This window comes from Enterobacter sp. KBR-315C3_2022 (assembly GCF_041399425.1).
GTDB lineage: Bacteria > Pseudomonadota > Gammaproteobacteria > Enterobacterales > Enterobacteriaceae > Enterobacter.
In genome coordinates, this window is sequence record NZ_JBGKEB010000003.1 from 169,954 (window position 1) to 196,115 (window position 26,162).

The 26,162-nt window shown below is 59.0% G+C and carries 22 protein-coding genes; 8 read left to right on the forward strand and 14 right to left on the reverse strand.

The features are described from left to right. Positions 1–17: 17 nt before the first annotated feature. Positions 18–1,676, reverse strand: a complete 1,659-nt coding sequence (locus AB8804_RS05250) for an ATP-dependent endonuclease (RefSeq protein ID WP_371183857.1) — start codon at positions 1,674–1,676, stop codon at positions 18–20. 374 nt (positions 1,677–2,050) lie between these two features. Between AB8804_RS05250 and aqpZ the strand changes: the two genes are divergently transcribed. The 8 genes from aqpZ (at position 2,051) to AB8804_RS05290 (ending at position 12,385) form a co-directional block, all read left to right on the forward strand. After that, entirely contained in the window at positions 2,051–2,746 is a 696-nt protein-coding gene (gene aqpZ / locus AB8804_RS05255) for an aquaporin Z (RefSeq protein ID WP_371183859.1), read from the forward strand. 177 nt (positions 2,747–2,923) lie between these two features. Further along, positions 2,924–3,823, forward strand: coding sequence for a lysine exporter LysO family protein (locus AB8804_RS05260; protein ID WP_371183861.1), 900 nt, complete (start codon positions 2,924–2,926; stop codon positions 3,821–3,823). Positions 3,824–3,967: 144 nt separating this feature from the next. Then, on the forward strand, positions 3,968–5,620 hold the full coding sequence (hcp, locus tag AB8804_RS05265; RefSeq protein WP_371183863.1) for a hydroxylamine reductase: 1,653 nt from the start codon (positions 3,968–3,970) through the stop codon (positions 5,618–5,620). A 9-nt stretch (positions 5,621–5,629) separates the two neighbouring features. Next, the gene (hcr, locus tag AB8804_RS05270) at positions 5,630–6,598 is read left to right on the forward strand and encodes an NADH oxidoreductase (protein WP_371183865.1); all 969 of its coding nucleotides are present in this window, start codon (positions 5,630–5,632) and stop codon (positions 6,596–6,598) included. Positions 6,599–7,069: 471 nt separating this feature from the next. Next, complete coding sequence (poxB, locus tag AB8804_RS05275; protein WP_371183867.1) at positions 7,070–8,788, forward strand: ubiquinone-dependent pyruvate dehydrogenase; 1,719 nt, start codon at positions 7,070–7,072, stop codon at positions 8,786–8,788. A 38-nt stretch (positions 8,789–8,826) separates the two neighbouring features. Then, entirely contained in the window at positions 8,827–9,828 is a 1,002-nt protein-coding gene (ltaE, locus tag AB8804_RS05280; protein WP_371183870.1) for a low-specificity L-threonine aldolase, read from the forward strand. 14 nt (positions 9,829–9,842) lie between these two features. Next, positions 9,843–11,270: a DUF2867 domain-containing protein gene (locus AB8804_RS05285; RefSeq protein WP_371183872.1), complete on the forward strand. Its 1,428-nt coding sequence runs from the start codon at positions 9,843–9,845 to the stop codon at positions 11,268–11,270. 101 nt (positions 11,271–11,371) lie between these two features. Beyond that, entirely contained in the window at positions 11,372–12,385 is a 1,014-nt protein-coding gene (locus AB8804_RS05290) for an NAD-dependent epimerase/dehydratase family protein (protein WP_371183875.1), read from the forward strand. Between the two features lie 118 nt (positions 12,386–12,503). On the opposite strand, the gene AB8804_RS05295 is transcribed toward AB8804_RS05290, so the two are convergent. The 13 genes from AB8804_RS05295 to gspE all read right to left on the reverse strand — a co-directional run bounded on the left by AB8804_RS05295 (position 12,504) and on the right by gspE (position 26,149). Beyond that, positions 12,504–14,336 carry a glycoside hydrolase family 19 protein gene (locus AB8804_RS05295; RefSeq protein ID WP_371183877.1) on the reverse strand — a complete coding sequence of 611 codons (1,833 nt, stop codon included), beginning with the start codon at positions 14,334–14,336 and terminating at the stop codon, positions 12,504–12,506. A gap of 139 nt (positions 14,337–14,475) precedes the next feature. Next, entirely contained in the window at positions 14,476–14,922 is a 447-nt protein-coding gene (iagB, locus tag AB8804_RS05300) for a type III secretion system invasion protein IagB (RefSeq protein WP_371183879.1), read from the reverse strand. Positions 14,923–15,056: 134 nt separating this feature from the next. Further along, the gene (locus tag AB8804_RS05305) at positions 15,057–17,801 is read right to left on the reverse strand and encodes a glycosyl hydrolase family 18 protein (protein WP_371183881.1); all 2,745 of its coding nucleotides are present in this window, start codon (positions 17,799–17,801) and stop codon (positions 15,057–15,059) included. Positions 17,802–18,057: 256 nt separating this feature from the next. After that, on the reverse strand, positions 18,058–18,855 hold the full coding sequence (locus tag AB8804_RS05310) for an A24 family peptidase (RefSeq protein WP_371183883.1): 798 nt from the start codon (positions 18,853–18,855) through the stop codon (positions 18,058–18,060). Beyond that, the gene (gspM, locus tag AB8804_RS05315) at positions 18,852–19,337 is read right to left on the reverse strand and encodes a type II secretion system protein GspM (protein ID WP_371183885.1); all 486 of its coding nucleotides are present in this window, start codon (positions 19,335–19,337) and stop codon (positions 18,852–18,854) included. Before gspM ends, AB8804_RS05310 begins: the two co-directional genes overlap by 4 nt. Continuing rightward, positions 19,334–20,473: a type II secretion system protein GspL gene (gene gspL / locus AB8804_RS05320; RefSeq protein ID WP_371183888.1), complete on the reverse strand. Its 1,140-nt coding sequence runs from the start codon at positions 20,471–20,473 to the stop codon at positions 19,334–19,336. Before gspL ends, gspM begins: the two co-directional genes overlap by 4 nt. Before the next feature lie 15 nt (positions 20,474–20,488). Next, positions 20,489–21,499: a type II secretion system minor pseudopilin GspK gene (gspK, locus tag AB8804_RS05325; protein WP_371183890.1), complete on the reverse strand. Its 1,011-nt coding sequence runs from the start codon at positions 21,497–21,499 to the stop codon at positions 20,489–20,491. Next, the gene (gspJ, locus tag AB8804_RS05330) at positions 21,496–22,155 is read right to left on the reverse strand and encodes a type II secretion system minor pseudopilin GspJ (RefSeq protein WP_371183892.1); all 660 of its coding nucleotides are present in this window, start codon (positions 22,153–22,155) and stop codon (positions 21,496–21,498) included. The genes gspK and gspJ overlap by 4 nt, the downstream gene beginning before the upstream one ends. After that, complete coding sequence (gspI, locus tag AB8804_RS05335; protein ID WP_371183894.1) at positions 22,152–22,532, reverse strand: type II secretion system minor pseudopilin GspI; 381 nt, start codon at positions 22,530–22,532, stop codon at positions 22,152–22,154. Before gspI ends, gspJ begins: the two co-directional genes overlap by 4 nt. Continuing rightward, a complete protein-coding gene (gene gspH, locus AB8804_RS05340) occupies positions 22,525–23,010 on the reverse strand; it encodes a type II secretion system minor pseudopilin GspH (RefSeq protein ID WP_371183896.1) in 486 nt (161 codons plus the stop codon). The genes gspI and gspH overlap by 8 nt, the downstream gene beginning before the upstream one ends. Continuing rightward, the gene (gspG, locus tag AB8804_RS05345) at positions 23,010–23,459 is read right to left on the reverse strand and encodes a type II secretion system major pseudopilin GspG (protein WP_371183898.1); all 450 of its coding nucleotides are present in this window, start codon (positions 23,457–23,459) and stop codon (positions 23,010–23,012) included. Before gspG ends, gspH begins: the two co-directional genes overlap by 1 nt. Positions 23,460–23,462: 3 nt before the next feature. Beyond that, the gene (gene gspF / locus AB8804_RS05350; protein WP_371183900.1) at positions 23,463–24,671 is read right to left on the reverse strand and encodes a type II secretion system inner membrane protein GspF; all 1,209 of its coding nucleotides are present in this window, start codon (positions 24,669–24,671) and stop codon (positions 23,463–23,465) included. Further along, the gene (gene gspE / locus AB8804_RS05355) at positions 24,671–26,149 is read right to left on the reverse strand and encodes a type II secretion system ATPase GspE (protein WP_371183902.1); all 1,479 of its coding nucleotides are present in this window, start codon (positions 26,147–26,149) and stop codon (positions 24,671–24,673) included. The genes gspF and gspE overlap by 1 nt, the downstream gene beginning before the upstream one ends. Positions 26,150–26,162: the final 13 nt, after the last annotated feature.

Genomic DNA, 26,162 nt, shown 5'->3' on the forward strand with positions numbered 1-26,162 from the left:
TGCAGACAAAGCGAGCGCTAGTCGGCCCGTCCGCGCGCCAGCCAGAGCACGCGGGAGAACATCTTGCGCAGCAGCGTCGGAACGGACTCCACGCCGCGCCTGCCCGCCTCTGCCGCGACTTCGATCGCCAGGTCCGGCTTCGACGAACGGTGGATCGCCTTGGCAATCACCCGGCGGATGTTCATCGGCACGTCGACCGGCACCATCGCGATGCGGTGGAACACGTCGTCAAACCCCTGGCGATACATAAAGTGCTCCATGTCCATGGCGGGCAGCACGGTCAAATGATCGCGCTCTTCATCCCGGTCGTTGCTCAGCAGGCTGCGCACGGTGGAGGCGTACTTCTTGCCCGCCTCGTCGCCATCCACCAGCACGTGCCACTCGATGCCCATCCGACGGGCAAACTTGATCAGCGGCTTGAGCCCCGACTGGGCAAATTCGATCACCTTAATCCCTTCCGCGTCAAAATGGTGGCCGCACTGGCGCGCCAGCTCGTTGATGACCCAGGTTTCCGTTTCGCCCTCCACCAGCAGCCAGCAGCGCGCAAACAGCGACGAGGCGCGATTGAAGCGAATGTGAAACGCGATGCGCCGCCCGTCTTCGGCGCTTAGCCCGCCCGGCCCCAGGCGGTAGGCCGACACGCGCGAGGACTCGCGCACCAGACGGCAAACGTACTCCACCGGCGTCAGCGAGAGCAGCTCGCCGGAGTTGGTGGTGGTGATGCGCTGCAGCGGCAGCAGGTTGAGCAGATGCCAGGCGACGGAGAGCATGATCGGATGCAGGCGCGTTTCGGGGTCTTCCACCAGCAGCAGCGGCCGCGCGTCGGGGTCGAGGCGGACGGTGCCCTTGGCCTGCAGCAGCGTGGAGAACAGGCCCAGCAGGATCACCCGGTGCGTGCGGCCGCCGGGGCGGTCAATCATGCGGTTAATAATGTCGAGATAGCGCCAGCTGCGCTGCTCGTCGTGCGAGCGGCGGCGCATCAGGCGGTGGCGGGACTGCGACGTGCCCTGTTCGGAGAAGTAGTGCTCCAGCAGCTGCACCATGGCGGAAAGCCCCTGGCGGATCTGCCCGTCGCTGAGGTTCTGCGGCCGGGAAACCAGCTCGCGCGCCAGAAAATCAAGCTCGCGGGCGGTCACCTCCACGTCCGGCATATTCGGTACGGTGCCGTTGCGGATGCGGCGCATAAAGCGCGCGTCGCGCAGGCGCAGGACCGGCATCAGCCGGATCAGGTGACGGGCAAGTTCGTCAATGCTCTCCAGCGCAATCGGGTTGCCCTTCTCGTCGAGAAACTCGCGCAGGGTGAGAACGCTGTCGTTTTCCGCCATCTCGCCTTCCAGGCGGTAGAAAATACGATGATAGCCGTCGTCGCACGGCACCCAGCACGGGGACATCGGGCGAAAGCGGCGAACGCGATGGCGGCCAGGCTCGGACTCCCGGAAGGTCAGAATAATGTGCAGGTGCTTTTCGCGCCCGGCGACGTCCCCCGGCGGAAACCAGAAGTCGTCATGCGCGAAGTGGTAAAGGTCATCCTCCGGCGACAGGAGCAGGGTTAGCGCGTCCAGCAGGCTCGACTTGCCCCAGGCATTCTCCCCTATCAGGACATTATTTTGCTCAAGTTGCAGCGACAGGCGGTTTATACCGCGAAACCCGACAATCTCAACACGTTCGAGAAGCATAAATCCCCCGCAAAATGAACACTTTTTCCTTCAAGTTATCAGCAGTATAGCGGCACCGCGCCCGGCAGGACATCCCCGCACGCGCCGATTATTTAACGCGGGGCGATAAAATTCAGATTCTCCCTACACGGTTTCGTTTGAAATAATGCTAACGGAGCAAGATACTACCGCTCCGAAATTGGTCTATGCTTTTTTTACCGCCCGTTCGAACAACGAACGACATCACATTGCCTAAAATCAAATTTATTGAATTTATTTAACTGGCGAAGGGATGTTAATGGTTTCTAAAATATTGGCTCTTTGAGTCGTCATCCCTTTATGACGATATAGGCCGTGCGCTTTAACGCGTGCGGAAGTTTATTTTTGAGGTGGTTATGTTTAGAAAATTAGCGGCAGAATGTTTTGGTACATTCTGGCTGGTGTTTGGTGGTTGCGGTAGCGCGGTTCTCGCGGCGGCATTTCCGGAATTAGGTATTGGATTTGTTGGCGTCGCGCTGGCCTTTGGCCTGACGGTATTAACCATGGCATTTGCCGTGGGGCATATTTCCGGCGGTCATTTCAACCCGGCGGTGACTTTAGGTCTGTGGGCCGGCGGTCGTTTTCCGGCAAAAGAGGTGATTGGCTATATTATTGCCCAGGTAATTGGCGGCATTATTGCCGCAGCGGTGCTGTACGTTATTGCCAGCGGTAAAGCAGGCTTTGACGCTGCCGCCAGCGGCTTTGCCTCCAACGGCTACGGCGAGCACTCACCGGGCGGGTACTCCATGCTGTCTGCCATTGTGATTGAAATCGTGCTCACCGCGGGCTTCCTGCTGGTGATCCACGGCGCAACCGACAGGCACGCTCCCGCGGGCTTCGCGCCGATTGCGATTGGCCTGGCGTTGACGCTGATCCACCTGATCGCTATCCCGGTGACCAATACTTCCGTCAACCCGGCGCGCAGCACCGCGGTCGCCATTTTCCAGGGCGGCTGGGCGCTGCAGCAGCTGTGGCTGTTCTGGGTGATGCCCATCGTCGGCGGTATTCTGGGCGGCGTGCTGTACCGCACCCTGCTGGAAAAACGCGACTAATTAAGTGCGGCCTGTACGTCGGGTGGCGCTAACGCTTACCCGGCCTACATAATGGGCACTTTGTAGGCCGGGTCAGGCGTAGCCGCCACCCGGCTTTTTTTTTGTCGCTTTACTGGGCAGCCTTTATTGGGTAGTGTCTCTGGCGCTTAACAGATACTCAAAAAGGAACGGCTGTTCATGTTTTCGGGACTCCTCATTATTCTTCTGCCCCTGATCGTGGGCTACCTTATTCCTCTGCGGCGCGAATCGGCATTAAGGCTGATAAACCGTTTTCTTAGCTGGATTGTCTACGTAATTCTTTTCTTTATGGGAATAAGCCTGGCCTTCCTCGATAACCTGTCAGCCAATTTACTTTCTATCCTTCATTATTCAGCCGTTACCGTTGTGGTTATTTTGCTGTGCAATATTGCCGCACTTTTTTGGCTCGAACGGTCTATTCCGTGGAAAAATCATCACCATCAGGAAAAGCTTCCGTCGCGCATTGCCATGGCGCTGGAGTCAATAAAACTGTGCGGCGTGGTGGTGCTCGGCTTTCTGCTCGGGCTAACCGGATGGACATTTTTACAGCACGCCACCCAGGCCAGCGAATATACCCTGATCTTCCTGCTGTTCCTGATCGGCATCCAGCTGCGCAATAACGGCATGACGTTAAGACAGATTGTCCTCAACCGCCGTGGCACGATCGTCGCGGTGGTTGTGGTCGCCAGCTCGCTGATTGGCGGCGTAATAAACGCCTTCATTCTCGACCTGCCGCTCAAAACGGGCCTTGCGATGGCGTCCGGCTTCGGCTGGTACTCCCTTTCCGGGATCCTGCTCACCGAATCTTTTGGCCCGGTCATCGGCAGCGCCGCCTTCTTCAACGACCTGGCGCGCGAGCTGGTCGCCATTATGCTGATCCCGGGCCTGGTGCGCCCTAGCCGCTCCACGGCGCTGGGCCTGTGCGGTGCCACCTCGATGGACTTCACCCTGCCCGTTTTACAACGCTCCGGCGGCATTGAGATGGTGCCTGCCGCCATCGTCCACGGCTTTATTCTGAGCCTGCTGGTCCCCATTTTGATGGCGTTTTTCTCAGCCTGATACCTCTCTGGCGGTAGCGCTCCTGCCGCCAAAATTGCGCTAAATCAATCTCCCTCTCTTTTGTAGCAGAAAGCCCTTTTCTCCGTTCCGGCACAGGCATAATCTTAAACATGTATCTCAAATATAACTTTAACAGGTGTGATTATGTTTTGTGTGCAATGTGAACAAACCATCCGTACCCCGGCAGGCAACGGCTGCTCCTACGCGCAGGGAATGTGCGGCAAAACCGCAGAAACCTCAGACCTGCAGGATCTGCTGATCGCGGCGCTGCAGGGGCTGTCCGCATGGGCGTTTAAAGCCCGCGAATACGGGATTGTCGACCACTACGTCGACAGCTTTGCGCCGCGCGCCTTTTTCTCCACGCTGACCAACGTCAACTTTGACTCTCCGCGCATCGTCGGGTACGCCCGCGAAGCGATTGCCCTGCGCGAAGCGCTGAAGGCGCAGTGCCTGAGCGCGGATGCCAACGCCGCGGTGGATAACCCGATGGCCGGGCTTCAGCTGGTCAGCGACGACCTCGGCGAGCTGCAGCGCCAGGCGGCAGAATTTACCCCCAATAAGGACAAAGCGGCGATTGGCGAGAACATTCTCGGCCTGCGCCTGCTCTGCCTGTACGGCCTGAAGGGCGCCGCGGCCTATATGGAACACGCGCACGTTCTCGGCCAGTACGACAACGATATTTACGCGCAGTATCACAAAATCATGGCGTGGCTGGGCACGTGGCCTGCCGACATGAACGCGCTGCTCGAGTGCTCCATGGAAATCGGCCAGATGAACTTCCGCGTGATGAGCATTCTCGACGCCGGTGAAACCAGCACCTACGGCCACCCAACGCCAACGCAGGTCAACGTGAAGGCGACCGAAGGCAAATGCATCCTGATTTCCGGTCACGACCTGAAGGATCTCTATAACCTGCTGAAGCAGACCGAAGGCACCGGCGTGAACGTCTACACCCACGGTGAAATGCTGCCCGCGCACGGCTACCCGGAGCTGCGTAAATTCAAACATCTGATCGGCAACTACGGCAGCGGCTGGCAGAACCAGCAGGTGGAGTTCGCCCGCTTCCCGGGCCCGATCGTGATGACCTCTAACTGCATCATCGACCCAACCGTCGGCGCGTACGACGACCGCATCTGGACGCGCAGCATCGTCGGCTGGCCGGGCGTGAGCCACCTCGAAGGCGACGATTTCGGCCCGGTGATCGCCCAGGCGCAGCAGATGGCGGGCTTCCCGTACAGCGAAATTCCGCACCTCATCACCGTCGGCTTTGGCCGCGAAACCCTGCTGGGCGCGGCGGACTCCCTGATTGACCTGGTGAGCCGCGAAAAGCTGCGCCACATCTTCCTGATCGGCGGCTGCGACGGCGCGCGCGGCGAGCGTAACTACTTCACCGATTTCGCCACCCGCGTGCCGGAAGACTGCCTGATCCTGACGCTGGCGTGCGGCAAATACCGCTTCAACAAGCTGGACTTCGGCGACATTGAAGGGCTGCCGCGCCTGGTGGATGCCGGACAGTGTAACGACGCCTACTCCGCGATTATCCTGGCGGTGACGCTGGCGGAAAAACTGGGCTGCGGCGTGAACGACCTGCCGCTGTCGCTGGTGCTCTCCTGGTTCGAGCAAAAAGCCATTGTCATCCTGCTGACCCTGCTCTCTCTGGGCGTGACCAACATCGTGACCGGCCCAACCGCACCGGGCTTCCTGACGCCGGACCTGCTGGCCGTGCTGAACGAAAAATTTGGCCTGCGTTCGGTAACGAACGTGGAAGACGACATGAAACAGCTGCTGAGCGCGTAAGGAGCCCTAATGACCATGCCAACCTCACAGTGCCCGTGGCGGATGCAGGTTCATCACGTCCATCAGGAGACGCCGGACGTCTGGACGCTCTCGCTGCTGTGCCATGACTACTATCCGTACCGCGCGGGCCAGTTCGCGCTGGTCAGCGTGCGCAACGCTGCGGACACCCTGCGCGCCTACACGATCTCCTCAACGCCGGGCGTGAGCGAGTACATTACCCTCACCGTGCGCCGCATCGATGACGGCGAAGGCTCCCAGTGGCTGACGCGCGACGTGAAGCGCGGAGACTATATCTGGCTTTCCGACGCGCAGGGCGAGTTCACCTGCGACGATAAGGCGGAAGATAAGTTCCTGCTGCTGGCGGCGGGCTGCGGCGTGACGCCGATTATGTCAATGCGCCGCTGGCTGGCGAAAAACCGCCCGCAGGCCGACGTGCAGGTGATTTTCAGCGTGCGTTCACCGCAGGACGTGATTTTTGCCGACGAGTGGCGCAACTACCCGGTAACGCTGGTGGCGGAAAACAATGCCACCCACGGTTTTGTGCCGGGCCGCTTAAGCCGCGAGCTGCTGCAAAGCGTGCCGGACATTGCTTCCCGCACCGTGATGACCTGCGGCCCGGCGCCGTACATGGACATTGTGGAAAAAGAGGTGAAGGCGCTGGGCGTAACGCGCTTCTATAAGGAGCAGTTCTTCACCCCGGTGGCGGAAGCGGCGACCAGCGGCATCAGGTTCACGAAGCTGCAGCCTGCGCAAACCTTCTTTGGCCGCGTGGGTACCACGCTGCTTGAGGCGCTGGAGAGCAACAAGGTGCCGGTCGTCGCCGCCTGCCGCGCGGGCGTGTGCGGCTGCTGCAAAACGAAGGTGGTGTCTGGGGACTATACCGTCAGCAGCACCATGACGCTGACGGAGGCGGAAATCGCCGAAGGCTACGTGCTGGCCTGCTCGTGCCATCCGCAGGGCGACCTGGTTCTGGCGTAACCCGCCAGCGCAAACCAAAAGCCCGGTAAGCGATATCGCTCCCGGGCTTTTTTAGGTTCTGCGCCCGATCGGTCTAACGCTGCCTGTGCGGCAGTCTGGTTGTTATCGAGGCCATAGATTCGATTATTTACTAAGCTGCCTGCGCGGCAGTGGCGTTCTGAGGAATCCCCAAATTTCTAAGCTGCCTGTCCGGCAGTGAACGCAGGGATATGTGAAAGGGCCGTCCCCGTGAGTTTCTAAGCTGCCTGTCCGGCAGTGAACTGCACCAATCTACGCTTATCCCTTTGTAAAATAAATACAACACGCTCAATTTTGCTATTACCCCCTTTTTTCAGCGCCCTTTACCCCCTTTTTAAAAATCAACGCATTACTCATCACGCTAAAAAAAAGGATGAGCGCATCTTCTGGCGGGCAAGACGCGCTGTTTCTTCTAAGCTTGTAAGCGATATCACAAAAAGGAGATGGACACCCATGAAACAAACCGTGGCTGCATATATTGCAAAAACCCTCGACCAGGCGGGCGTTAAGCGCATCTGGGGCGTAACCGGCGACTCCCTGAACGGGTTGAGCGATAGCCTCAATAAAATGAACACCATCGAATGGATGCCCACGCGCCATGAAGAGGTCGCCGCGTTTGCCGCAGGCGCGGAAGCGCAGCTGACGGGCGAGCTGGCCGTTTGCGCCGGGTCGTGCGGGCCGGGCAACCTGCACCTGATTAACGGCCTGTTCGATTGTCACCGCAACCACGTTCCGGTGCTGGCGATTGCCGCCCACATCCCCTCTTCCGAAATCGGTAGCGGCTATTTTCAGGAGACGCATCCTCAGGAGCTGTTCCGTGAATGCAGCCACTACTGCGAGCTGGTCTCCTCGCCGGAGCAGATCCCCCAGGTGCTGGCGATCGCCATGCGCAAGGCGGTGCTTAACCGCGGCGTCTCGGTGGTGGTTCTGCCGGGCGACGTGGCGCTGAAGGCCGCGCCGGAAAGCGCCAGCAGCCACTGGTATCCCGCGCCGCTGCCGGTGGTGACGCCAGCCGAAGAGGAGCTGAGAAAGCTCGCCCAGCTGCTGCGCTACTCGAGCAATATCGCCCTGATGTGCGGCAGCGGCTGCGCGGGAGCGCACAAGGAGCTACTGGCGATTGCGGGCAAACTGAAAGCACCGATCGTCCACGCCCTGCGCGGCAAAGAGCACGTTGAGTATGATAACCCGTTCGACGTCGGCATGACCGGGCTGATCGGCTTCTCCAGCGGCTTCCACACCATGATGAACGCCGACACGCTGGTGCTGCTCGGCACCCAGTTCCCATACCGCGCCTTCTACCCGACCGACGCTAAAATCATCCAGATCGACATCAATCCCGGCAGCATCGGCGCGCACAGCAAGGTCGATATGGCGCTGATAGGCGATATCAAAGCCACCCTCGCCGCGCTGCTGCCGCATCTGGAAGAAAAAACCGACCGCAAGTTCCTCGATAAGGCGCTCAGCGACTACCGCGACGCGCGCAAAAGCCTGGACGATCTCGCTAAGCCGAGCGACAAGGCGATTCACCCGCAGTATCTGGCGCAGCAGATCAGCCATTTTGCCGACGACGACGCCATCTTCACCTGCGATGTGGGCACGCCAACCGTCTGGGCGGCACGCTATCTGAAGATGAACGGCAGGCGCCGCCTGCTCGGTTCGTTCAACCACGGCTCAATGGCTAACGCCATGCCGCAGGCGCTGGGCGCGAAGGCCACCGCGCCGGATCGTCAGGTGGTGGCGATGTGCGGCGACGGCGGGTTTAGCATGCTAATGGGCGATTTCCTGTCGGTGGTGCAGATGAAGCTGCCGCTTAAAATCGTGGTCTTTAACAACAGCGTGCTGGGCTTCGTGGCGATGGAGATGAAGGCCGGAGGCTACCTGACGGACGGCACCGACCTGCACGACACCAACTTCGCCCGCATCGCCGAAGCGTGCGGCATCACCGGCATCCGCGTCGAGAAGGCCTCGGAGGTCGACGAGGCGCTGCAGCGCGCGTTCTCCATCGACGGCCCGGTGCTGGTGGACGTGGTGGTTGCCAAGGACGAGCTGGCCATTCCGCCGCAGATCAAGCTGGAGCAGGCCAAAGGCTTCAGCCTCTACATGCTGCGCGCCATTATCAGCGGACGCGGCGACGAGGTGATGGAACTGGCAAAAACCAACTGGCTCAGGTAAAACATCTGGCATTGCCTTTTTAAACATAAGGACTTGCCATGATTGATTTACGCAGCGATACCGTAACCCGACCCACGCGCGCCATGCTCGATGAGATGATGGCCGCCCCGGTCGGGGACGACGTGTACGGCGACGACCCGACGGTCAACGAACTTCAGCGCTTCGCGGCGGAGCTGGGCGGCAAAGAGGCCGCCCTGTTCCTGCCAACAGGCACGCAGGCCAACCTGGTCGCGCTGCTCAGCCACTGCGAGCGCGGTGAAGAGTACATCGTCGGCCAGGGCGCGCATAACTACCTGTACGAAGCCGGCGGCGCGGCGGTGCTCGGCAGCATTCAGCCGCAGCCGATTGACGCCGCAGCGGACGGCTCCCTGCCGCTGGATAAGGTCGCGGCGAAAATCAAAGCCGACGATATTCACTTCGCCCGCACCAAATTGCTGAGCCTCGAAAACACCCACAACGGCAAGGTGCTGCCGCGCGAGTACCTGAAAGCGGCGTGGGACTTTACCCGCGAGCGCGGGCTAGGCCTGCACGTTGACGGCGCGCGCATCTTCAACGCGGTGGTGGAATACGGCTGCGAGCTGAAGGAGATCACGCAATATTGCGACTCGTTCACCATATGCCTCTCCAAAGGGCTGGGCACGCCCGTCGGCTCGCTGCTGGTCGGCAACGCTGACTACATCAAGCGCGCCAACCGCTGGCGTAAAATGACCGGCGGCGGCATGCGCCAGGCCGGTATTCTGGCGGCGGCGGGCCTTTATGCGCTGAAAAACAACGTGGCGCGCCTCAAGGACGATCACGACAACGCCGCGTGGATGGCCGCGCAGCTGCGCGAGATCGGCGCGGACGTGATGCGTCACGACACCAACATGCTGTTCGTGCGCGTGGGCGACGAAAATGCCGCCGCGCTGGGCGAGTTCATGAAGGCGCGCGGCGTGCTGATCAACGCCTCTCCGGTAGTGCGCCTGGTAATGCATCTTGACGTCAGCCGCGAGCAGTTGGCGGACGTGGTGAAGCACTGGCAGGCGTTCTTACAGCGTTAATAAAGGAGAGCAACGTGGCGCAACGGATCCTGGTGCTGGGTGCCAGCGGGTATATCGGTCAGCATCTGACCTCGGCGCTCGGCCAGCAGGGGCATCAGGTGCTGGCCGTGGCGCGCAGCACGGAACGGCTGCAAAAGCAGCAGCTGCCCGGCGTCACCTGCCATAACGTCGATTTGAACTGGCCGAAGGCGCTGCCCGCGCTGCTCGAAGGCGTTGATACGCTTTATTACCTGGTTCACAGCATGGGCGAAGGCGGCGACTTTATCGCCCACGAGCGCCAGGTGGCGATGAACGTGCGCGACGCGCTGCTGCAGACGCCGGTGAAGCAGGTGATTTTCCTCAGCTCGCTGCAGGCGCCCGAGCACGAGCAGTCGGACCACCTGCGCGCGCGCCAGCTCACCGGCGACACCCTGCGCAGCGCCAACATCCCCGTTACCGAGCTGCGGGCGGGGATCATCGTCGGCGCAGGCTCGGCCGCGTTCGAAGTGATGCGCGACATGGTTTACAACCTGCCGGTGCTCACCCCGCCGCGCTGGGTGCGTTCGCGCACCACGCCGATCGCGCTGGAGAATCTGCTGCATTACCTGGTGGAGCTGCTTAACCATCCCGCAGCCCAGCACCGCGTGCTGGAAGCGGCAGGTCCGGAGGTGCTGAGCTACCAGCAGCAGTTCGAACATTTTATGCGGGTCAGCGGCCGCCATCGGCTGCTGGTGCCCGTCCCCTTCCCGACCCGCTGGATCTCGGTATGGTTTTTAAACGTCATCACCTCCGTGCCGCCGACCACGGCGAAAGCGCTGATCCAGGGGCTTAAGCACGATCTGCTGGCGGACGACCGCGAGCTGCGCGCGCTGATCCCGCAGGATTTGATCCGCTTCGACGACGCGGTGCGCAACACGCTGAAGGAAGAGGAAAAGCTGGTGAACTCCAGCGACTGGGGCTACGACGCCCAGGCCTTTGCCCGCTGGCGGCCCGAGTACGGCTACTACCCTAAACAGGCGGGCTGCACGGTGAAAACCGAGGCGAGCCTGGCGTCGCTGTGGGAGGTGATCAACCAGATCGGCGGCAAGGAGCGCTACTTCTTCGGCAATATTCTCTGGCAAACGCGCGGCGCGATGGACCTGCTTGTCGGCCACCGGCTGGCGAAAGGCCGCCCTGCTCATCCCTATTTAAAGGTTGGCGATACGGTCGACAGCTGGAAGGTGATTATCGTTGAGCCGGAAAAACAGCTGGCGCTGCTGTTCGGCATGAAGGCGCCCGGCCTCGGGCGGCTTTGCTTTACGCTGAAAGACAAAGGCGACCACCGCGAGCTGGACGTTCGGGCGTGGTGGCATCCGCACGGCATGCCCGGCCTGTTCTACTGGCTGTTTATGATCCCGGCGCACCTGTTTATCTTCCGCGGCATGGCAAAACGCATTGCGCGGCTGGCAGAACAAAAGCATTAAAATATCTAATTAAAACTCTTATTCTTTCACCTTTCCCATTGCATAGTCGCGTAATTCACGGAAGAATGCGCACGAAATTCTTTTCAACACAGTGGACAGTTATGAAGGTACTGGTTACCGGTGCGACCAGCGGCTTAGGCCGAAACGCGGTCGAGTTTCTGCGCAACAATGGCATCAGCGTCAGGGCAACCGGTCGCAACGAGGCGATGGGCAAGCTGCTGCAAAAAATGGGCGCGGAATTTGTCCACGCGGATCTGACGGAGCTGGTCTCCTCTCAGGCTAAGGTGATGCTCGCCGGTATCGACACGCTGTGGCACTGCTCCAGTTTCACCTCGCCGTGGGGCACGCAGGAAGCCTTCGATCTCGCCAACGTGCGCGCAACGCGTCGTCTGGGCGAATGGGCCGTTGCCTGGGGCGTGCGTAACTTCATCCATATCTCTTCCCCGTCGCTCTATTTTGACTATCACCACCACCGCGATATTCAGGAAGATTTCCGTCCGGCGCGCTTTGCCTGCGAATTTGCCCGCAGCAAGGCCGCCAGCGAAGAGGTCATTGACCTGCTGGCGCAGTCTAACCCGCATACCCGCTTTACGGTGCTGCGCCCGCAGAGCCTGTTTGGGCCGCACGATAAGGTGTTTATCCCGCGCCTGGCGCAGATGATGCACCACTACGGCAGCGTGCTGCTGCCGCGCGGCGGCGACGCGCTGGTGGATATGACCTACTACGAAAACGCGGTTCACGCGATGTGGCTGGCAAGCCAGCCGGACTGCGAAAAGCGGGTCTCCGGTCGCGCGTATAACATCACCAACGGCGAGTCGTGCACGCTGAGCAGCATCGTCCAGAGGCTGATTGACGAGCTGCAGATCCAGTGCCGCATTCGCTCCGTTCCCTACCCGATGCTGGACATGATCGCCCGCAGCATGGAGCGCTTTGGCAGCAAATCCGCCAAAGAGCCCGCGCTGACGCACTACGGCGTTTCGAAGCTGAACTTTGATTTTACGCTGGATATTTCTCGCGCGCAGAACGAGCTGGGGTATAAGCCGGTGGTGACGCTGGATGAGGGGATTGTCCGCACGGCGGCGTGGTTACGCGATCACGGGAAACTGCACCGCTAGCCTGGTGCCCGACCTACCACTGCACCTTACGGTCCCCTCGCCCCTTTGGGGAGAGGGTTAGGGTGAGGGGGAAAAGTACACAAACAAAAACGGCAACCTTTCGGTTGCCGTTTTGCTATTACAGAGCGGTCCAGGCATCAGCCCATGCCAGACCTGCGCCTGGTTCATAGTATGCCGGGGCGTTGTTACACCAGCCGCTGTACGGGAACGGTTTGCACTGGAACAGTTTACCGTGGTTGTTCACGATATCACCTGCGTTGTACTTGTTGTTCGCGCTCCACGCGGCGTAAGAGCCGGAAGCACCGTCATCTTTGGATGGCGTCGCTGCTTTAGCTTTCACGTTCAGCAGGTACGTGGTGGTGCTGCTCAGCTCGCCGTCGCTGACGGTCAGGCTAACTTCGATCTGCTGAGCCGTTGCGGACTCTGGCGCAGTGAAGGTCACAACCGCTTTGTCCTGGCCGGTCACCGTGGTGCCGTCCTGAGAACGCCAGGTGTAGGTCAGCTGGTTGCCGTCCTGGTCGGTAGAACCTTCCGCGCTCAGGGAAACCTGCGCACCGGCTTCAACCGCACCGATTGGACCGGCGATCTGCGCCACTGGCGCATGGTTAACCACGGCCGGCGTTTCGTCCGGAACTGGCGTGACAGGCGTCTCGTCAGGCTTTGGCGTTACTGGCGTTTCGTCTGGCTTCGGCGTTACCGGGGTTTCGTCAGGCGTTACGGCAGAACCGTCGTCGTTGATGATGTTAACGTTGTAGAATTTCTTCACGCAGTTAGTGTAATCACCCTCTTTGAACGCGCTGAACGGCGTCTGGTAGCCCACCAGCTGGCAAGAGTAGGTCTTACCGTCTGGCGTATCCGCGCTCCATCCCCAGTCCTGTTCCCAGTAGATCTTCAGCGCGCCAGCGCCGCCTTCGTCGAACTGCTTCATGTTGGCGCAGCCCAGCACTTCGTTCGCTGGAACCGGCACTTTCAGGTAGTTAGCAAATTCTTTGTAGTACTTGATGCGGTTCTGAGACTGTGCAATCTCAGTTGGGCCGCCGCACTCAACGCCGCCGTTGATGATCTGGGTGGTCACGCCGAAGCCCGGGACCAGACCGTTCGCTTTATCGCGATCGTTTGGCTGCCAGGTGCCGTCGATAACCTGCAGCATGCTTGGTTTTGGCGGCTGTGGATACGCGAAGAAGAAGATCGCGGATGCCAGGTTCAGCCAGGTGTCAGCCACCAGCTCAGGCTTGTCGAGCAGGGTGCGAACGGTGCCAAACATCGCTTCGGAGAACGGACCGTAGTTGTAGTTGTAGGAGAGCTGCTTCGCGCCGCGACCAAAGTAGCTGACGAAGTCGCCGTCTTTATCTTTACCGCAAGGCCAGGTCTGACCCTGCCAGATTTCCGGGTTACATTCGCCGTTATAGCCGCCCTTCTGGCCTTCGGTCCAGCCCATTTCACGGACGTGAACCAGCGCCTGACGCCATTCGGCTTCCGGACGCCAGCTTTCGTGGCCGCCGGTTTCCTGCGCAAAGTGGGCAAACATGGTTGCCAGCTCTTTACGGCAGATCGCGTCGCTGTCGCGTCCGTCGTTATAGGTCTTACACAGCGCCGGGAACTTGCCCACGGCCTTCAGGAAGTTGCTGTAGGTATAAGAAGCTGCGCGCATCGGGAACAGATATTCCCAGTCGCTCTCCTTCACGATACCTTCAACGCGCTTCACGTTGTCCGGATTCGCCGCGCGGCCTGGCTCGATCAGCTCAACCTGCTCGTTATCCAGCGTGCGAATGGTATCCTTCACGGAAGCCATCAGCGGGAAGCTCGTCAGTTCCTTCTCTTTTTTCGCCAGATCGCTGGCTTTCATGGTGTACGGTTCGCTGCTGGTCGCCTGCAGCGAAGCAGCCTGAGCCATGAATGGAGCAACGCATGCCCCTGCAACGAGTAAGCTCAGAAGAGTCCTTTTGTTCATCTCAAATAATCCTGTTTTTAAGCAACAATGGTTAATGCAAACACGGCTTATGTATTAGTCCATTAATAAATAAACCTGAGCGTGCGGTTCTTTTCACTTTCTGAAGAACACTGAACGGTATTCTTCAAAAAACAAAAAATTAATATACATATGCGTTACGCTGTTTTATTTCCTGATATTTACGCCACACCTTGTGGGCATATTGCATTCGCTGCGGATAATTCTCTTTTTTCAAACCGGCGTTATACGCCCCTACCGCTTCCCAGTTATAGCCATACACTTTAATCATGTTCGAGAGTATGGATGCGCCAACCATGATGGAGGTGCAGGGTTCGACAATAAGACGGCGCTCATCAATGCCGCGGCGCTGTAACTCAACAAAATGGGTGCTGTTAATTTGCATCAATCCTACATCGTGCGAACCGTCACGGTTCCAGCCAACGGCTCTGGGGTTCATTCCCGATTCCACTTTAGCGATGGCAAATAATAAATACGGGTCGACGTGATAATAATGCGCCGCTTTATCCCAACAATTTGCGAATACGCTCTGGCTGACTAACAGTAATAATAAAATCATGCGTTTCATTTATGCACCTGCTTACGTTATATCCCATCCTCTCTTTGCGCACGTCACTGTTAATTTGAGAATTGACCACACCCGAAGCGGGGTGTGGTCAAATGCTGCGGGCGAATATTACGCCCGCAACGTTGGTTCAGAAGTTATTTGCAGTCCGCAGACGCGCCTTCTTTCACCCATACATCGCTGTTAGCCGGGTTATCACCGCGGGTCCACCATTTCGCACGGTATACGGAACCGTTGTAGGTGGTGGTGTCACCGCCGTTGTAAACCACGTCAGAGCGCCAGTTCATTTTCACCTGGCTTACCAGTTCCCATGCGTCCGCATCGAAGCCCGGCTTGTTGCCCTGAGTCCAGTATTTCGCTTTCCAGACCAGGTTATCGGAGCTTACGGTGTCGCCGTTGTTGTAAACCTTGTTGGCGTCCCATGCAGCGTATTTGCTGGCATTGGCGTCTACTGGTTTGTCACAGCTGCCGGTTGCAGAGCCTTCGTCAGATGGCTGAGTGCCTTCATCGGATGGGTTGGTGCCTTCGTCAGAAGGGTTAGTCCCTTCGTCAGACGGGTTGGTGCCTTCGTCAGATGGATTGGTATCTTCGTCTGCCGGAGCCGGAGCCGCTTTAGGCGACACGGAAACCTGCACGTCGGACTGCACGCTGGTTTTACCGTCAGAAACGATAACGCTCAGGGTGTAGCTGGAGTCAGAGCTTACGTCTGGCGCGGTGATGTTAACGCTAGAGGTATTCGTACCGGTCGCGTGCATATCCGCTGGAACGCTCCAGGAGTAGGTCAGCGCATCGCCATCCGGATCCGCAGCCTGTGCGTTCAGGGTGTAGCTCTGGCCTGCTTCAAGGGAAACAGCGTCGATTTTGTTAACGACAGGCGCCTGGTTCGCTTTTGGCGCTTTGTTCAGAACCTGTACGTCTACGGAGTTGCTCAGACCTTTCGCATCCGTCACGGTCAGGCGGAACGCCAGCGTCTGGTTGCTGGTGACCGCAGCCACGTTGAAGGTCGCTTTGGCCTTGGTGCTGTTCGCCAGGGTCACGGTTGGGCCAGAAATCTGGGTCCATTTGTAGGTCAGCGCATCGCCGTCCTGGTCGCTGGAGGCAGAGCCGTCCAGGGTTACCGCTGCCGGACCAGTTACCGTCTGGTCAACCGCAGTGGCGACCGGCGCATGGTTAGTGGCAACAGGATCAACCGGAGTTGAACCGCCGAGCAGGCTTTCGTTCATCGCGTTCAGGATGTCGCCGTTATCGGAGTCGATAGACCAGGAGAACAGGCCGCCCAGGTTTTTCGCCATCACGTACTTGCCTTTCGCGGCAGTAGAGCGGGCGTCTTCATAGGTGATCAGGTCACCGGTAGACTTGTTGAATACATACGGTGCTTCTGCTGCCGCATCATATTTGTATTCCCAGCCCGGCTTGCCTTTGTATTCGTTAACGATCTGACGATAGTCAACAACGCCCGGTTCCCAGGTCCCTTTCACCATGCCGGTTGCCGTGCCGGTGAACGGGTTGTCGCCGGTGTAACCGTGAACGCCAGTCCAGCCGCGGCCGTACATGCCTGCACCCACAACGATTTTGCCCGGCTGTACGCCCTGAGCGAGCAGCGCGTCAACGCCGTTTTCGGTGGTGTAGTTGGTGTCTGGCTTCCACTCAGCGCCGCGCAGCGCCGCCTGGTGACCCAGATCGGTGTTGCTCCAGCCGCCGTAGAAGTCGTAGCTCATCAGGAAGATGTGGTCCATGTACTGCTGGGCAGTGGTGTAGTCCACGTCTTCAATTTTGTCTTTGCCTGCGCCGATGGCGCTGGTCAGTTCGTAAGAACGACCGGTTTCAGCAGACAGCTCGTTCAGCATCGCGCGCAGGTCGTGCATCAGCGCGGTGTAGGTCGCTTTGTCCTGCTGCGGGTTGCCGAGGTTTTCGCTCACGCCGCCGCCGCCAGGGAATTCCCAGTCGATGTCTACGCCGTCGAAGAATTTCCAGGTTTTCAGGAAATCTTTAACAGAGGAGACGAAGCGTGCGCGGATCGCGGTATCGCCCATGTGGAAGAACGGGTCAGACAGGGTCCAGCCGCCGATAGAAGGCAGAATTTTCAGGTCAGGGTGGGCTTTTTTCAGCGCCATCAGCTGGCCGAAGTTACCTTTGTACGGGTCGTCCCAGTTAGAGACGCCGGACTGTGGTTTTTGCAGCGCAGCCCACGGGTCGTGGATTGCCACGGTGAAATCAGGGCGGCCTTCACAGTCGCGCTGAAGCACGGAGAAGCTGTTGCCGCCTTCAACGGTTTTCAGGCCGTCGTTGATGCCGTCGCCGCCGCAGATTGGAATGAAGCCGTACAGAATGTGGTTCAGGTTAGCGGCAGGGATTTTATCTACCGGGAAGTTACGGCCGTATACGCCCCACTCCGGGAAATAGGCGGCAACCACTTTATCAGTGTGCTTGCTGAAGGATTTGTTGTTTTCCTGCATCGCTGCGTTCAGCGGCAGCAGGTGGCTACCGTCGGTATCAGCAACGATGATCAGCTTGCTCGCGCTCTTGGTGCAGCCGCTGGCGTTACACAGTTCAACCTGCTCCTGATAACGACCGCCTTTTTTCACTTTAAAGCTTGCAGAGCCGGACGCGCTGCCCGCGCCGCTCCAGACGGTCTGACCATCGAGGAGCACTTTTGCTGAAGTTGGCGCATCGCCGCTCCAGACGTTCCACTCAACTTTGACGTCAGCGCCATCGTGCACTTTAACGAGGCTGTTATAGTCCTGAGCTGCCTGATCCACTTCAACAATAGCGAACTTGTCGTTGCCGCTGCTGATTGAAGGCGTACCCGGTGCCGCTGCGAATGCAGAGCTGGATGCTGCTGCCACAAAGAGCGCCAGATATTTAGGCTTCATAAATTTCATTCTTATTTCCTGATAAATTTATTTGAAAATATGTTACCCATGTTTTCCTTTAAAACATGGAATGTAAATCGCACTGTCAGTATTTAAACGACGTGATATTGCAAAACTAAAACCTGAGATGACGCGCTTCATTCCTCCATAAAAAGATACAAGCACAAAGTCCTTATTGCCTATATCCCTTACGATACACTGGAGCTCAAAGGGATTCCTTCCCTTTCCTCGCCGAAAAAATTTTTAAAAAAACTTGACCGTAAAATTAAATCTGAATAACGAGTAGCTGACTAATGAATACCGCTATTCCAGCAAAAGAGAGGTACGGTCCGAAAGAGATTACGAGGTTATTTTTATCTGATTTAGTCATCAGGAAATAACCCAAAATACCGCTGAGCGCGGCAATCAGCACGATAGACGGCAGCGCCTGCCAGCCGCACCAGGCGCCCAGCGCCGCCAGCAGCTTAAAATCACCGTAGCCCAGCCCCTCGCGGCCGGTCGCCAGGCGGAATCCCCAGTACAGCAGCCATAGCGACAGATATCCCGCCACCGCGCCGCACAGCGCGTCGCGCAGCGGCAGGCTGCCGGAAAAAGCATGGATCAGCAGCCCGGCCCACAGGAGCGGCTGCGTGAGGCAATCGGGCAGCAGCAGGTGCTGGCGGTCAATCAAGGTCAGCGGCAGCAGGAAGGCCGCCATCAGCCACAGCGCGCACAGCGCCTGGATATCGGCAATGCACCATGCCGAAACGGCAAAAAAGAGCGCCGTCGCGCATTCGATTAAAAATAACCGCAGCGGAATGGCCGTATGGCAGTGGCTGCAGCGCCCGCGCAGCGCCAGCCAGCTGACGAGCGGGATATTTTCCCACGCCTTCAGCGAATGCCCGCAGGCGGGGCAGTGCGAGCCGGGAAAGAGAAGGTTCGTGCGGCTCTCTTCGTCCATCACCATCGCCGGAACGCGGTCTGCAACCAGCCCCAGAAAGCTGCCGACGATCGCCCCCAGCACGCCGCTCATTGCGCTGAATCCCGCCGGGCAGCTCTCCCGCACCAGCATTAGCGTATTCATGCCACTTTTTTCCAGGTGAGCTGAATATCGGCCTTCACGTCGCTGAGGTGGTCTACGGGCGTGAGGTTCATTTTCTCTAAGCGAATGCCGGAGGTAAGGTTCATTTCACGCAGCCAGTTTTTCAGCTCATACACGTTAATACGGTTGACCACAAAGGCCAGCGTCTGGCCGTCCTGACGGATATCCGTGAGCGAAATATTAATTTCGTGCGCGCTGTTTTCCACCACGCTTCTCGGGTTATCGGTTTTCACCTGTAATACCGGAAGATGATTTTTATCAATTTCGGCCCTCATCCAGCTCAGGGTTTCGTTCTGTTTTTTCAATGTCAACTGACTTTCTTTAATCATATTATCCAAAGGTATAATCCCCCCATAATAAATGGCCGCACAGCACATGGCGGCTATGCCTGCTTTTAATATTGTTTTTTCCCGGGTGCTGTAATTTTGATAACGTGATGTTAATTGTGCGATTCGCGCTTTCATTTATATTTCCCTGAGATCATGGCGGTATACGGTGCGCTGTTGGAAACAGGCTGTAGCGTAAAATCAAAATTCTCGCTGGCCTTCTGAATAAACGTCTGCAGCGCCTGCGGGTTTTGCGCGCTGACGCTGAGCGACAGCGTATTGTTCGCATAGTCGTATTCGACCAGGTTGACTTCCATCGCCGGAACGGCCTGCTTCGCGCCTTCCAGCGCCTCAAGCTGCAGGAAGACGCCCTTGCTCTGCTTTTTCACGCTCTGGCCAAAGTGATATTTGATGTTGGTCTGGTGACGCATGCTGGGGAAGTGATGCTGGTAGACCTGCATAATCTCCTCCTGCATCTGGTTCTCCTGCTGCACCAGCATCCACGCCATGGCGACGCGCGGGCCCAGCAGCAGGCCCAGCGAAAGCAGCCCCGCCGCGGCGATAGCGGCCTTCATCCGTTTTGCGCTGCCGTGAGACGCCTTGGCGCTAAAGGCACCGTGCAGCAGGTTGACGCGACAGCGCGCCCACTGCGGCTGGATCAGCGCCAGCGGGTGTTCCCACGCCAGGCGCTCATCTACCTCAACCCCGGCGGGAGCCTCACCGTAGCAGGCCACCTCGCCCTCGCCCGCCTTCGGCATCAGCAGCGGCAGCAGGGCCGCCTCCACCTCGCAGGCCACGTGGGGAGAGAGGCGCAGCCAGTAGTTGTCCTCCAGCGCGACGATCGTGCTGCCGCCCGCGGCAACCGGCAGCAGCCAGGCGTCGGGCAGCGCCTGAACGATCTTCAGCCCGGCCTCCTGAAAACGGTCCAGCCAGCCGCGCAGGCGATCGGCATCTACCGCCACCGCGTCAACCTCGGCCCCTTTTTTATTGAGCACCGTCCAGTGAAGGTTATCCACCTCGCCGATCAGCGTCTCTTCCGCCATCCACGAGAATGCCGTGGCCTGCGACGCCATTTTTTTCGGCAGCGTAAAATGGCGGAAAACCATTTCCCCCGCCGGCAGCAGCAGGCAGACGCGCGTGGCTAAGGGATGCTGAGCAAGCGTATCCAGCGCCTCGCGGCCCTCACCCGTGATGACCTCCTGACTGCCGGATTCACACCACATTATCTTTCCGTCCTCGCGACTGTCGGGACGAACAAAAAGCACCTGTTTCATAGCGTTCAACTTGTGTTATTCAATCATTCGGTAACGACGTTGCCACGTCACAATTTCACCGGCTTCGTTATTCACCTGAAGCTGGCTCACCACGCGAAGCGTTAACTCATCGGTATTCCCGGTGTAGCTGACGCGAAAATATCGGCTGTTGATGGCGAGGAACTCGGCCACCTGGGGTAAATCATCCTTCAGCTGCGGGAAGGTCTGCTCCAGCGCTTTGCTGAACGTTTCCATATTTTCCCAGCCCGCTTCCGGGCGCGATTCAATCAGCCGCGCCGCGTCGTCTGCGGTGAGCTTGCCCGGGAACATCGCCGCCAGAATGGCCGCCTGCTCCGGCTTCAGGGTGTTCACATCGACCTTGCTTGCCGAATCCGGCAGCGCGCACAGCATACGGCTCACCTTCGGGTACGCCGCCGCCGGGAAGGCGGGCAGCAGCTTTATCTCAGAGATGGCGCGCATCATCTGGTTCGCGGGCTGACGCGCCGGCACCAGGCCCGCCCAGGCGTCGCTCTCAGCCCCTTCTTTAATGGTGGTGGCGTCTCCGTCCAGGTAGTCCACCAGCTGGAGGTAAATCTCTTCCGCCGCGGCGTGGCTGACGCCGCTGTCGGTGAGGATCTGCTCAACAATCTGCTCCCTGCGCGGCTTTTGCGGCACGGCGGTTTCCGCCTGCCCCTGCGCGGCTTTTTCAGCTGCCAGCAGGTTGTTCACGTTAAAGCAGTCCTGCGCGTCCTCAACCTGGCCGACCACCGTGTAGTCGTCGCCCTGCGTCTCCAGCGGCTGATGCCACGCCCCTTCCGGGTCGAGCGCCTTGCTTTCGCCGCTGGCGTCTTCCTGCAGGCGATCCTTAATCACCTTCTCCTGGGCCTGCATCGCCCAGCGCAGCTGCTGCTGGCTGACCTGATAGTGCGTTTTTTGCAGGTTGCGGCAGAACTGCTGGCTGATTTTGGCGGCCAGCGCCGACATCATCACCAGCAGGATCAGCACCACCAGCAGGGCAACGCCTTTTTGTTTGCGTAATGCGTTCATGGTTTCACGTCCGGCACGGGCTGCGGGGCGGGCGCGGCTTCCGGTGAAGGCGCGGCCTCCGCCGCCGGGGCTGGCGCAGCATCCGCCGCGGCCGCCTCCGGCAGATCGCCCGGCGTGGTAAATACCCAGCGCCACGTATCGCCGTTGTTCATGTTCAGCGTCAGCTCCACGCCGTCCGGCTGGTGCGCGGAATCTGCCCAGCTTTTCAACCAGCCCTTGCGGTAGAAGCGCCAGCTAAGGGATTTCACCTCGTTCACGATCGGCACGTCTTCGGGCTTGACGTCGGCGGGGCCGTCGATTGCCGGCCAGACGTCACGGTACAGACGCCCTTCCTCCAGCCGCCAGCGCACGCGCTCGAGCTGCACGGTTCCGCTCACGCCGTTCAGCGTGGTCAGCTCAACGCTATCGCCGTCCTGACGAAACAGATCCGGCTCGTTGCGCGGCGCGCGCGGCTGGAGCTGAAAGAAATCACGCTCCATCAGGCTCCAGGCGCGCTGCACCTGGTTGAGCTTTGCCGCACTGGCGTCGGTTGCCGAGCTGGTCCGCATGGCCCCGTCCAGAATTTGCCAGGCCAGGGTGCTGATCACGGCAAAAATGGTCAGCGCAATCATGATCTCCAGCAGGGTAAACCCGCGCTGGCGCTGCGTTTTTTTCACTTGAGCTCTCCCGGCGGAATAATCTGCAGGGCAATCGCGGGCTGGCTATCGTCGCCTTCGGCGTAGACGCGGATCGCGTTCGCCCAGCGGTTATCCGCCGTTTTCACCCGCTGCTTGCGCCAGTTCCAGCTGCGCCCGCCCATGATTTCCGTCCCCTGCTGTTCCGCATCGGGGAAATCGCTTTTCGTCAGCTGCGCCTCGGCCAGCTGGTTTTCCGCCACCCAGCTCGCCTGCAGCGTTTCGGCCAGGCCGTGGGTAAAGCGGACGTTCAGGGAGACGGAGTTCATCAGCGCCAGCGCCGCGGTGGAGAAGATCACCAGCGCGACCATCACCTCCAGCAGCGTCATCCCTTTTTGCTTTGCCTTGCCGTTAGTCATCGTTTTCTACCGATACCGGCGCCGCCCCTTGCGACACCACGCGAAAATGGTGCTGCTTGTCGTGGCTTTGCAGGGTAAGCGTAAACCGGCCAATCTCACCGTCAGGCAAAAACAGCACCTGCGGCTCGCTGTCCACCGTGGCGGCCAGGCGCTGAGGCGACAGCGAAACGTACATGTCGGGCGGGAAATCGCCTTTCGTCGTAATACGTCCGGCGGATAATGGCACCCAGCGGCGTTCACCCTGCTTATCTTCCAGGGTCACCAGCTGATAGTGATCGGTGGTGATTACCAGCCCGACGATATTTCCGTCCATTACCGCGCGGTCAGAGCCATAATCAACGAGTGCTTTTAATTGCTGGCCAAATATATCCGCACCGCTGCGTGAAGGTATGGTTGACACCACCATCATGGCGCAGCTGGCAAATATCACCAGGGCCAGAATAATTTCCAGCAACGTAAAGCCGCGTTGTTTTTTCATTATTTCTCTTTTTTATCCAGAGACCAGTTGGTAATGTCGTCGGCGGTATTCGCTTCGCCATCCGGGCCTGCGGAAAATACGTCGACTGCACCGTGTTCACCCGGGCTCACCATCAGGTAATCGCTGCCCCACGGGTCCTGCGGCAGGCGGCGAATATAGCCGTCGGCGCGGTAGCCGTTCGGGATTGGCGCGATTTCTGGCTTCGTGACCAGCGCCTGCAGGCCCTGCTCGGTGGTTGGATAGCGGTGGTTGTCCAGCTTATACATATCCAGCGAGCCTTCGAGCGCGACAATATCGCTGGTCGCTTTTTGCGAGTCGGCTTTTTCTTTATTCCCCATTAAGTTGGGCACGACCATACTGGCCAATACGCCGAGAATAACAATGACCACCATTAATTCGAGCAAAGTGAAGCCCGCCTGGCGAGCCAGGTTTTTACGTTTTAAAGCCATGATTTAACCTACCATATTATTAAGTTGCAGAAGCGGTTGTAATATTGACAGGACGATGAATAAAACAATCGTCGCCATACTCACCACCAGCGCCGGTTCAAATACCGACAGCGTTAACGTGATTCGATGTTGTAAAGCCGATTCCTGGTTTTCCGCCGCGCGGTCCATTAAATTGCCTAATTCCCCGCTCTCTTCGCCGGAGGCAATCATGTACAGCATGGTGGGCGGAAACAGTTTCGCCTGATCCAGCGCGGCATAGAGTGAAGCCCCCTGGCGCACGGTATCCGCCGCCTGCTCGAGCACCTGTCGGGCGTAAAGGTTTTCGATACCGTCCATTGCGATATACATCCCCTCCAGCAGCGGCACGCTGCTCGCCTGAAGAATGCTCAGCGTGCGGATATAGCGGGCGCTGTTGATGGCGCACACCAGCTTTTTAATCGGCGAGCCGTTGACCAGCCAGCTGTTCCACTTGAAGCGGTTTTTGGCGCTCTTAAGCCAGGCCTTAAAGCCGACGAAACCGCCGCCCAGTGCGCCGACGATGTAAATGCCGTAGGCCTGGAGGAAGTCGCTCACCGCGATCAGCGTGCGGGTAGTGATCGGCAGCTGCTGCTTCATGTGGGTGAACTGTTCGATCACCTGCGGCACCACCGCCACCAGCAGGATGCTGATCACCGCGATGGCCACCACCGTCAGGGTGATCGGATAGACCATCGCCTGCGTCAGCTTGCTTTTCATCTTCTGGCGCTGCTCGTTGTACTCCGCCAGCTTTTCCAGCACGTCGCCCAGGTGACCGGTTTTTTCCCCGGCCATCACCAGCGTGCAGTAGAGCTTGTCGAAGGTGCGCGGGAACTGGCTAAACGCGTCAAACAGCGTATGGCCTTCCACCACCTTTTCGCGGATCTCCACCACCATCGCCGCGAGCTTTTTATCTTCCGTCTGCTTCGAGATCGCCTTTAGCGCGCTTTCGAGCGGCAGCGCCGCGTTGACCAGCGTCGACAGCTGGCGGGTAAACATCGACAGGACCGGCGTCGAGAGCTTCACGCCCGTCTTCGCCTTGCCGGCCTCCGCCTTTTCGCGGGTTTCAGTGATGCTGACCGGCATCAGCTTTTGCTCACGCAGCCACTGGCGCACCTGCTTTTGCCCTTCGGCCTGCTGGGTACCGCGGCGGGTTTTCCCCGCCGCGTCCGTCGCCGTCCACGCGTAGAGGGCCATTACTCATCCCCCCCGCGTTCCGCGGTCACGCGCATCACCTCTTCCAGCGACGTGATGCCGGAAATCACCTTCAGCAGCCCGTTTTCGCGCAGGCTGTAGGCCTGCTTAAACAGCTGCGTTTCGATGGACATTTCGTCTTTATCTTCGTGAATGGCGCGGCGCATGGCGGTATCCACCACCAGAAACTCGTGGATGCCCGCGCGGCCCTGATAGCCGCTCTGACGGCAGTGTTCGCACCCTACCGCGCGATAAATCGCTTTTGGCTGCTTATCCATAAAGCTGAACAGCGCCTTTTCATTGTCGTCCAGCGGACTGGTGGTTCGGCAGTGGGTACACAGCCGACGCACCAGACGCTGGGCAATGACGCCAAGTAGCGATGAACCGATCAAAAACGACTCCAGCCCCATGTCGCGCAGACGCGTAATGGCACCCGCCGCACTGTTGGTGTGCAGCGTAGACATGACCAGGTGACCGGTGAGCGACGCCTGCACCGCGATTTGCGCGGTTTCACCGTCACGAATTTCCCCGATCATCACCACGTCCGGGTCCTGGCGCAGGATCGCGCGCAGCCCGCGGGCAAAGGTCATGTCCACGCGCGGGTTGACCTGCGTCTGCCCCACCCCTTCCAGCTCATACTCAATCGGATCTTCGACGGTCAGAATATTGCGTTCATGGCCGTTCAGCGCCGACAGAATGGCGTACAGAGTGGTACTTTTACCGGAGCCAGTCGGCCCGGTGACCAGGATAATGCCGTGCGGGCGGTCAATCAGCCCCTTGAGCTTGTCCAGCTCTTCATCAATCAGCCCAAGCTTGTTGATATCCGGCTTGAGGTTAGATTTGTCCAGCAGACGCATTACCACGCGCTCGCCGTACTGCGACGGAATGGTCGACACGCGCACGTCGATCGCCTTGCGGCCAATGCGCAGCGAAATGCGGCCATCCTGCGGCAGGCGCTTTTCGGCGATGTCGAGCTTCGACATGACCTTAATGCGCGAGACCAGCAGCGGCGCGAGCTTGCGCGCGGGCTGAAGCACCGGGCGCAGCACGCCGTCAACGCGAAAGCGGATGCTCAGCGTGCGTTCGAACGTTTCGATGTGAATATCCGACGCGCCGTCCTTTACCGCCTCGCCGAGGATGGCGTTGATCAGACGGATGACCGGCGAGTTTTCGTCGTTTTCCAGCAGATCCTCGTTGTCGGGGATCTCCTCGGTCAGCGCCATCAAATCGATATCGGCGTCCATATCGTCCACCATCTGCTGGGAGACGCCGCTGTTCTGCTGCCAGATTTTGGTCAGCATCTCCTCAAACGCTTCCGCGCTGAGGATGACGGGCACGAAGGCCCGCCCCAGCACCCGGCGCATTTCCAGCAGGGCGAACGCTGGCGTATCGTCCCGGACAAAGACCTCGTCGTTGTAAAACAAGATGCCGTTGTCCTTTGCATAGCTGCTGCTACACAGCGTTCTGCTCAGTTCATCCACGTTGCACCTCCGC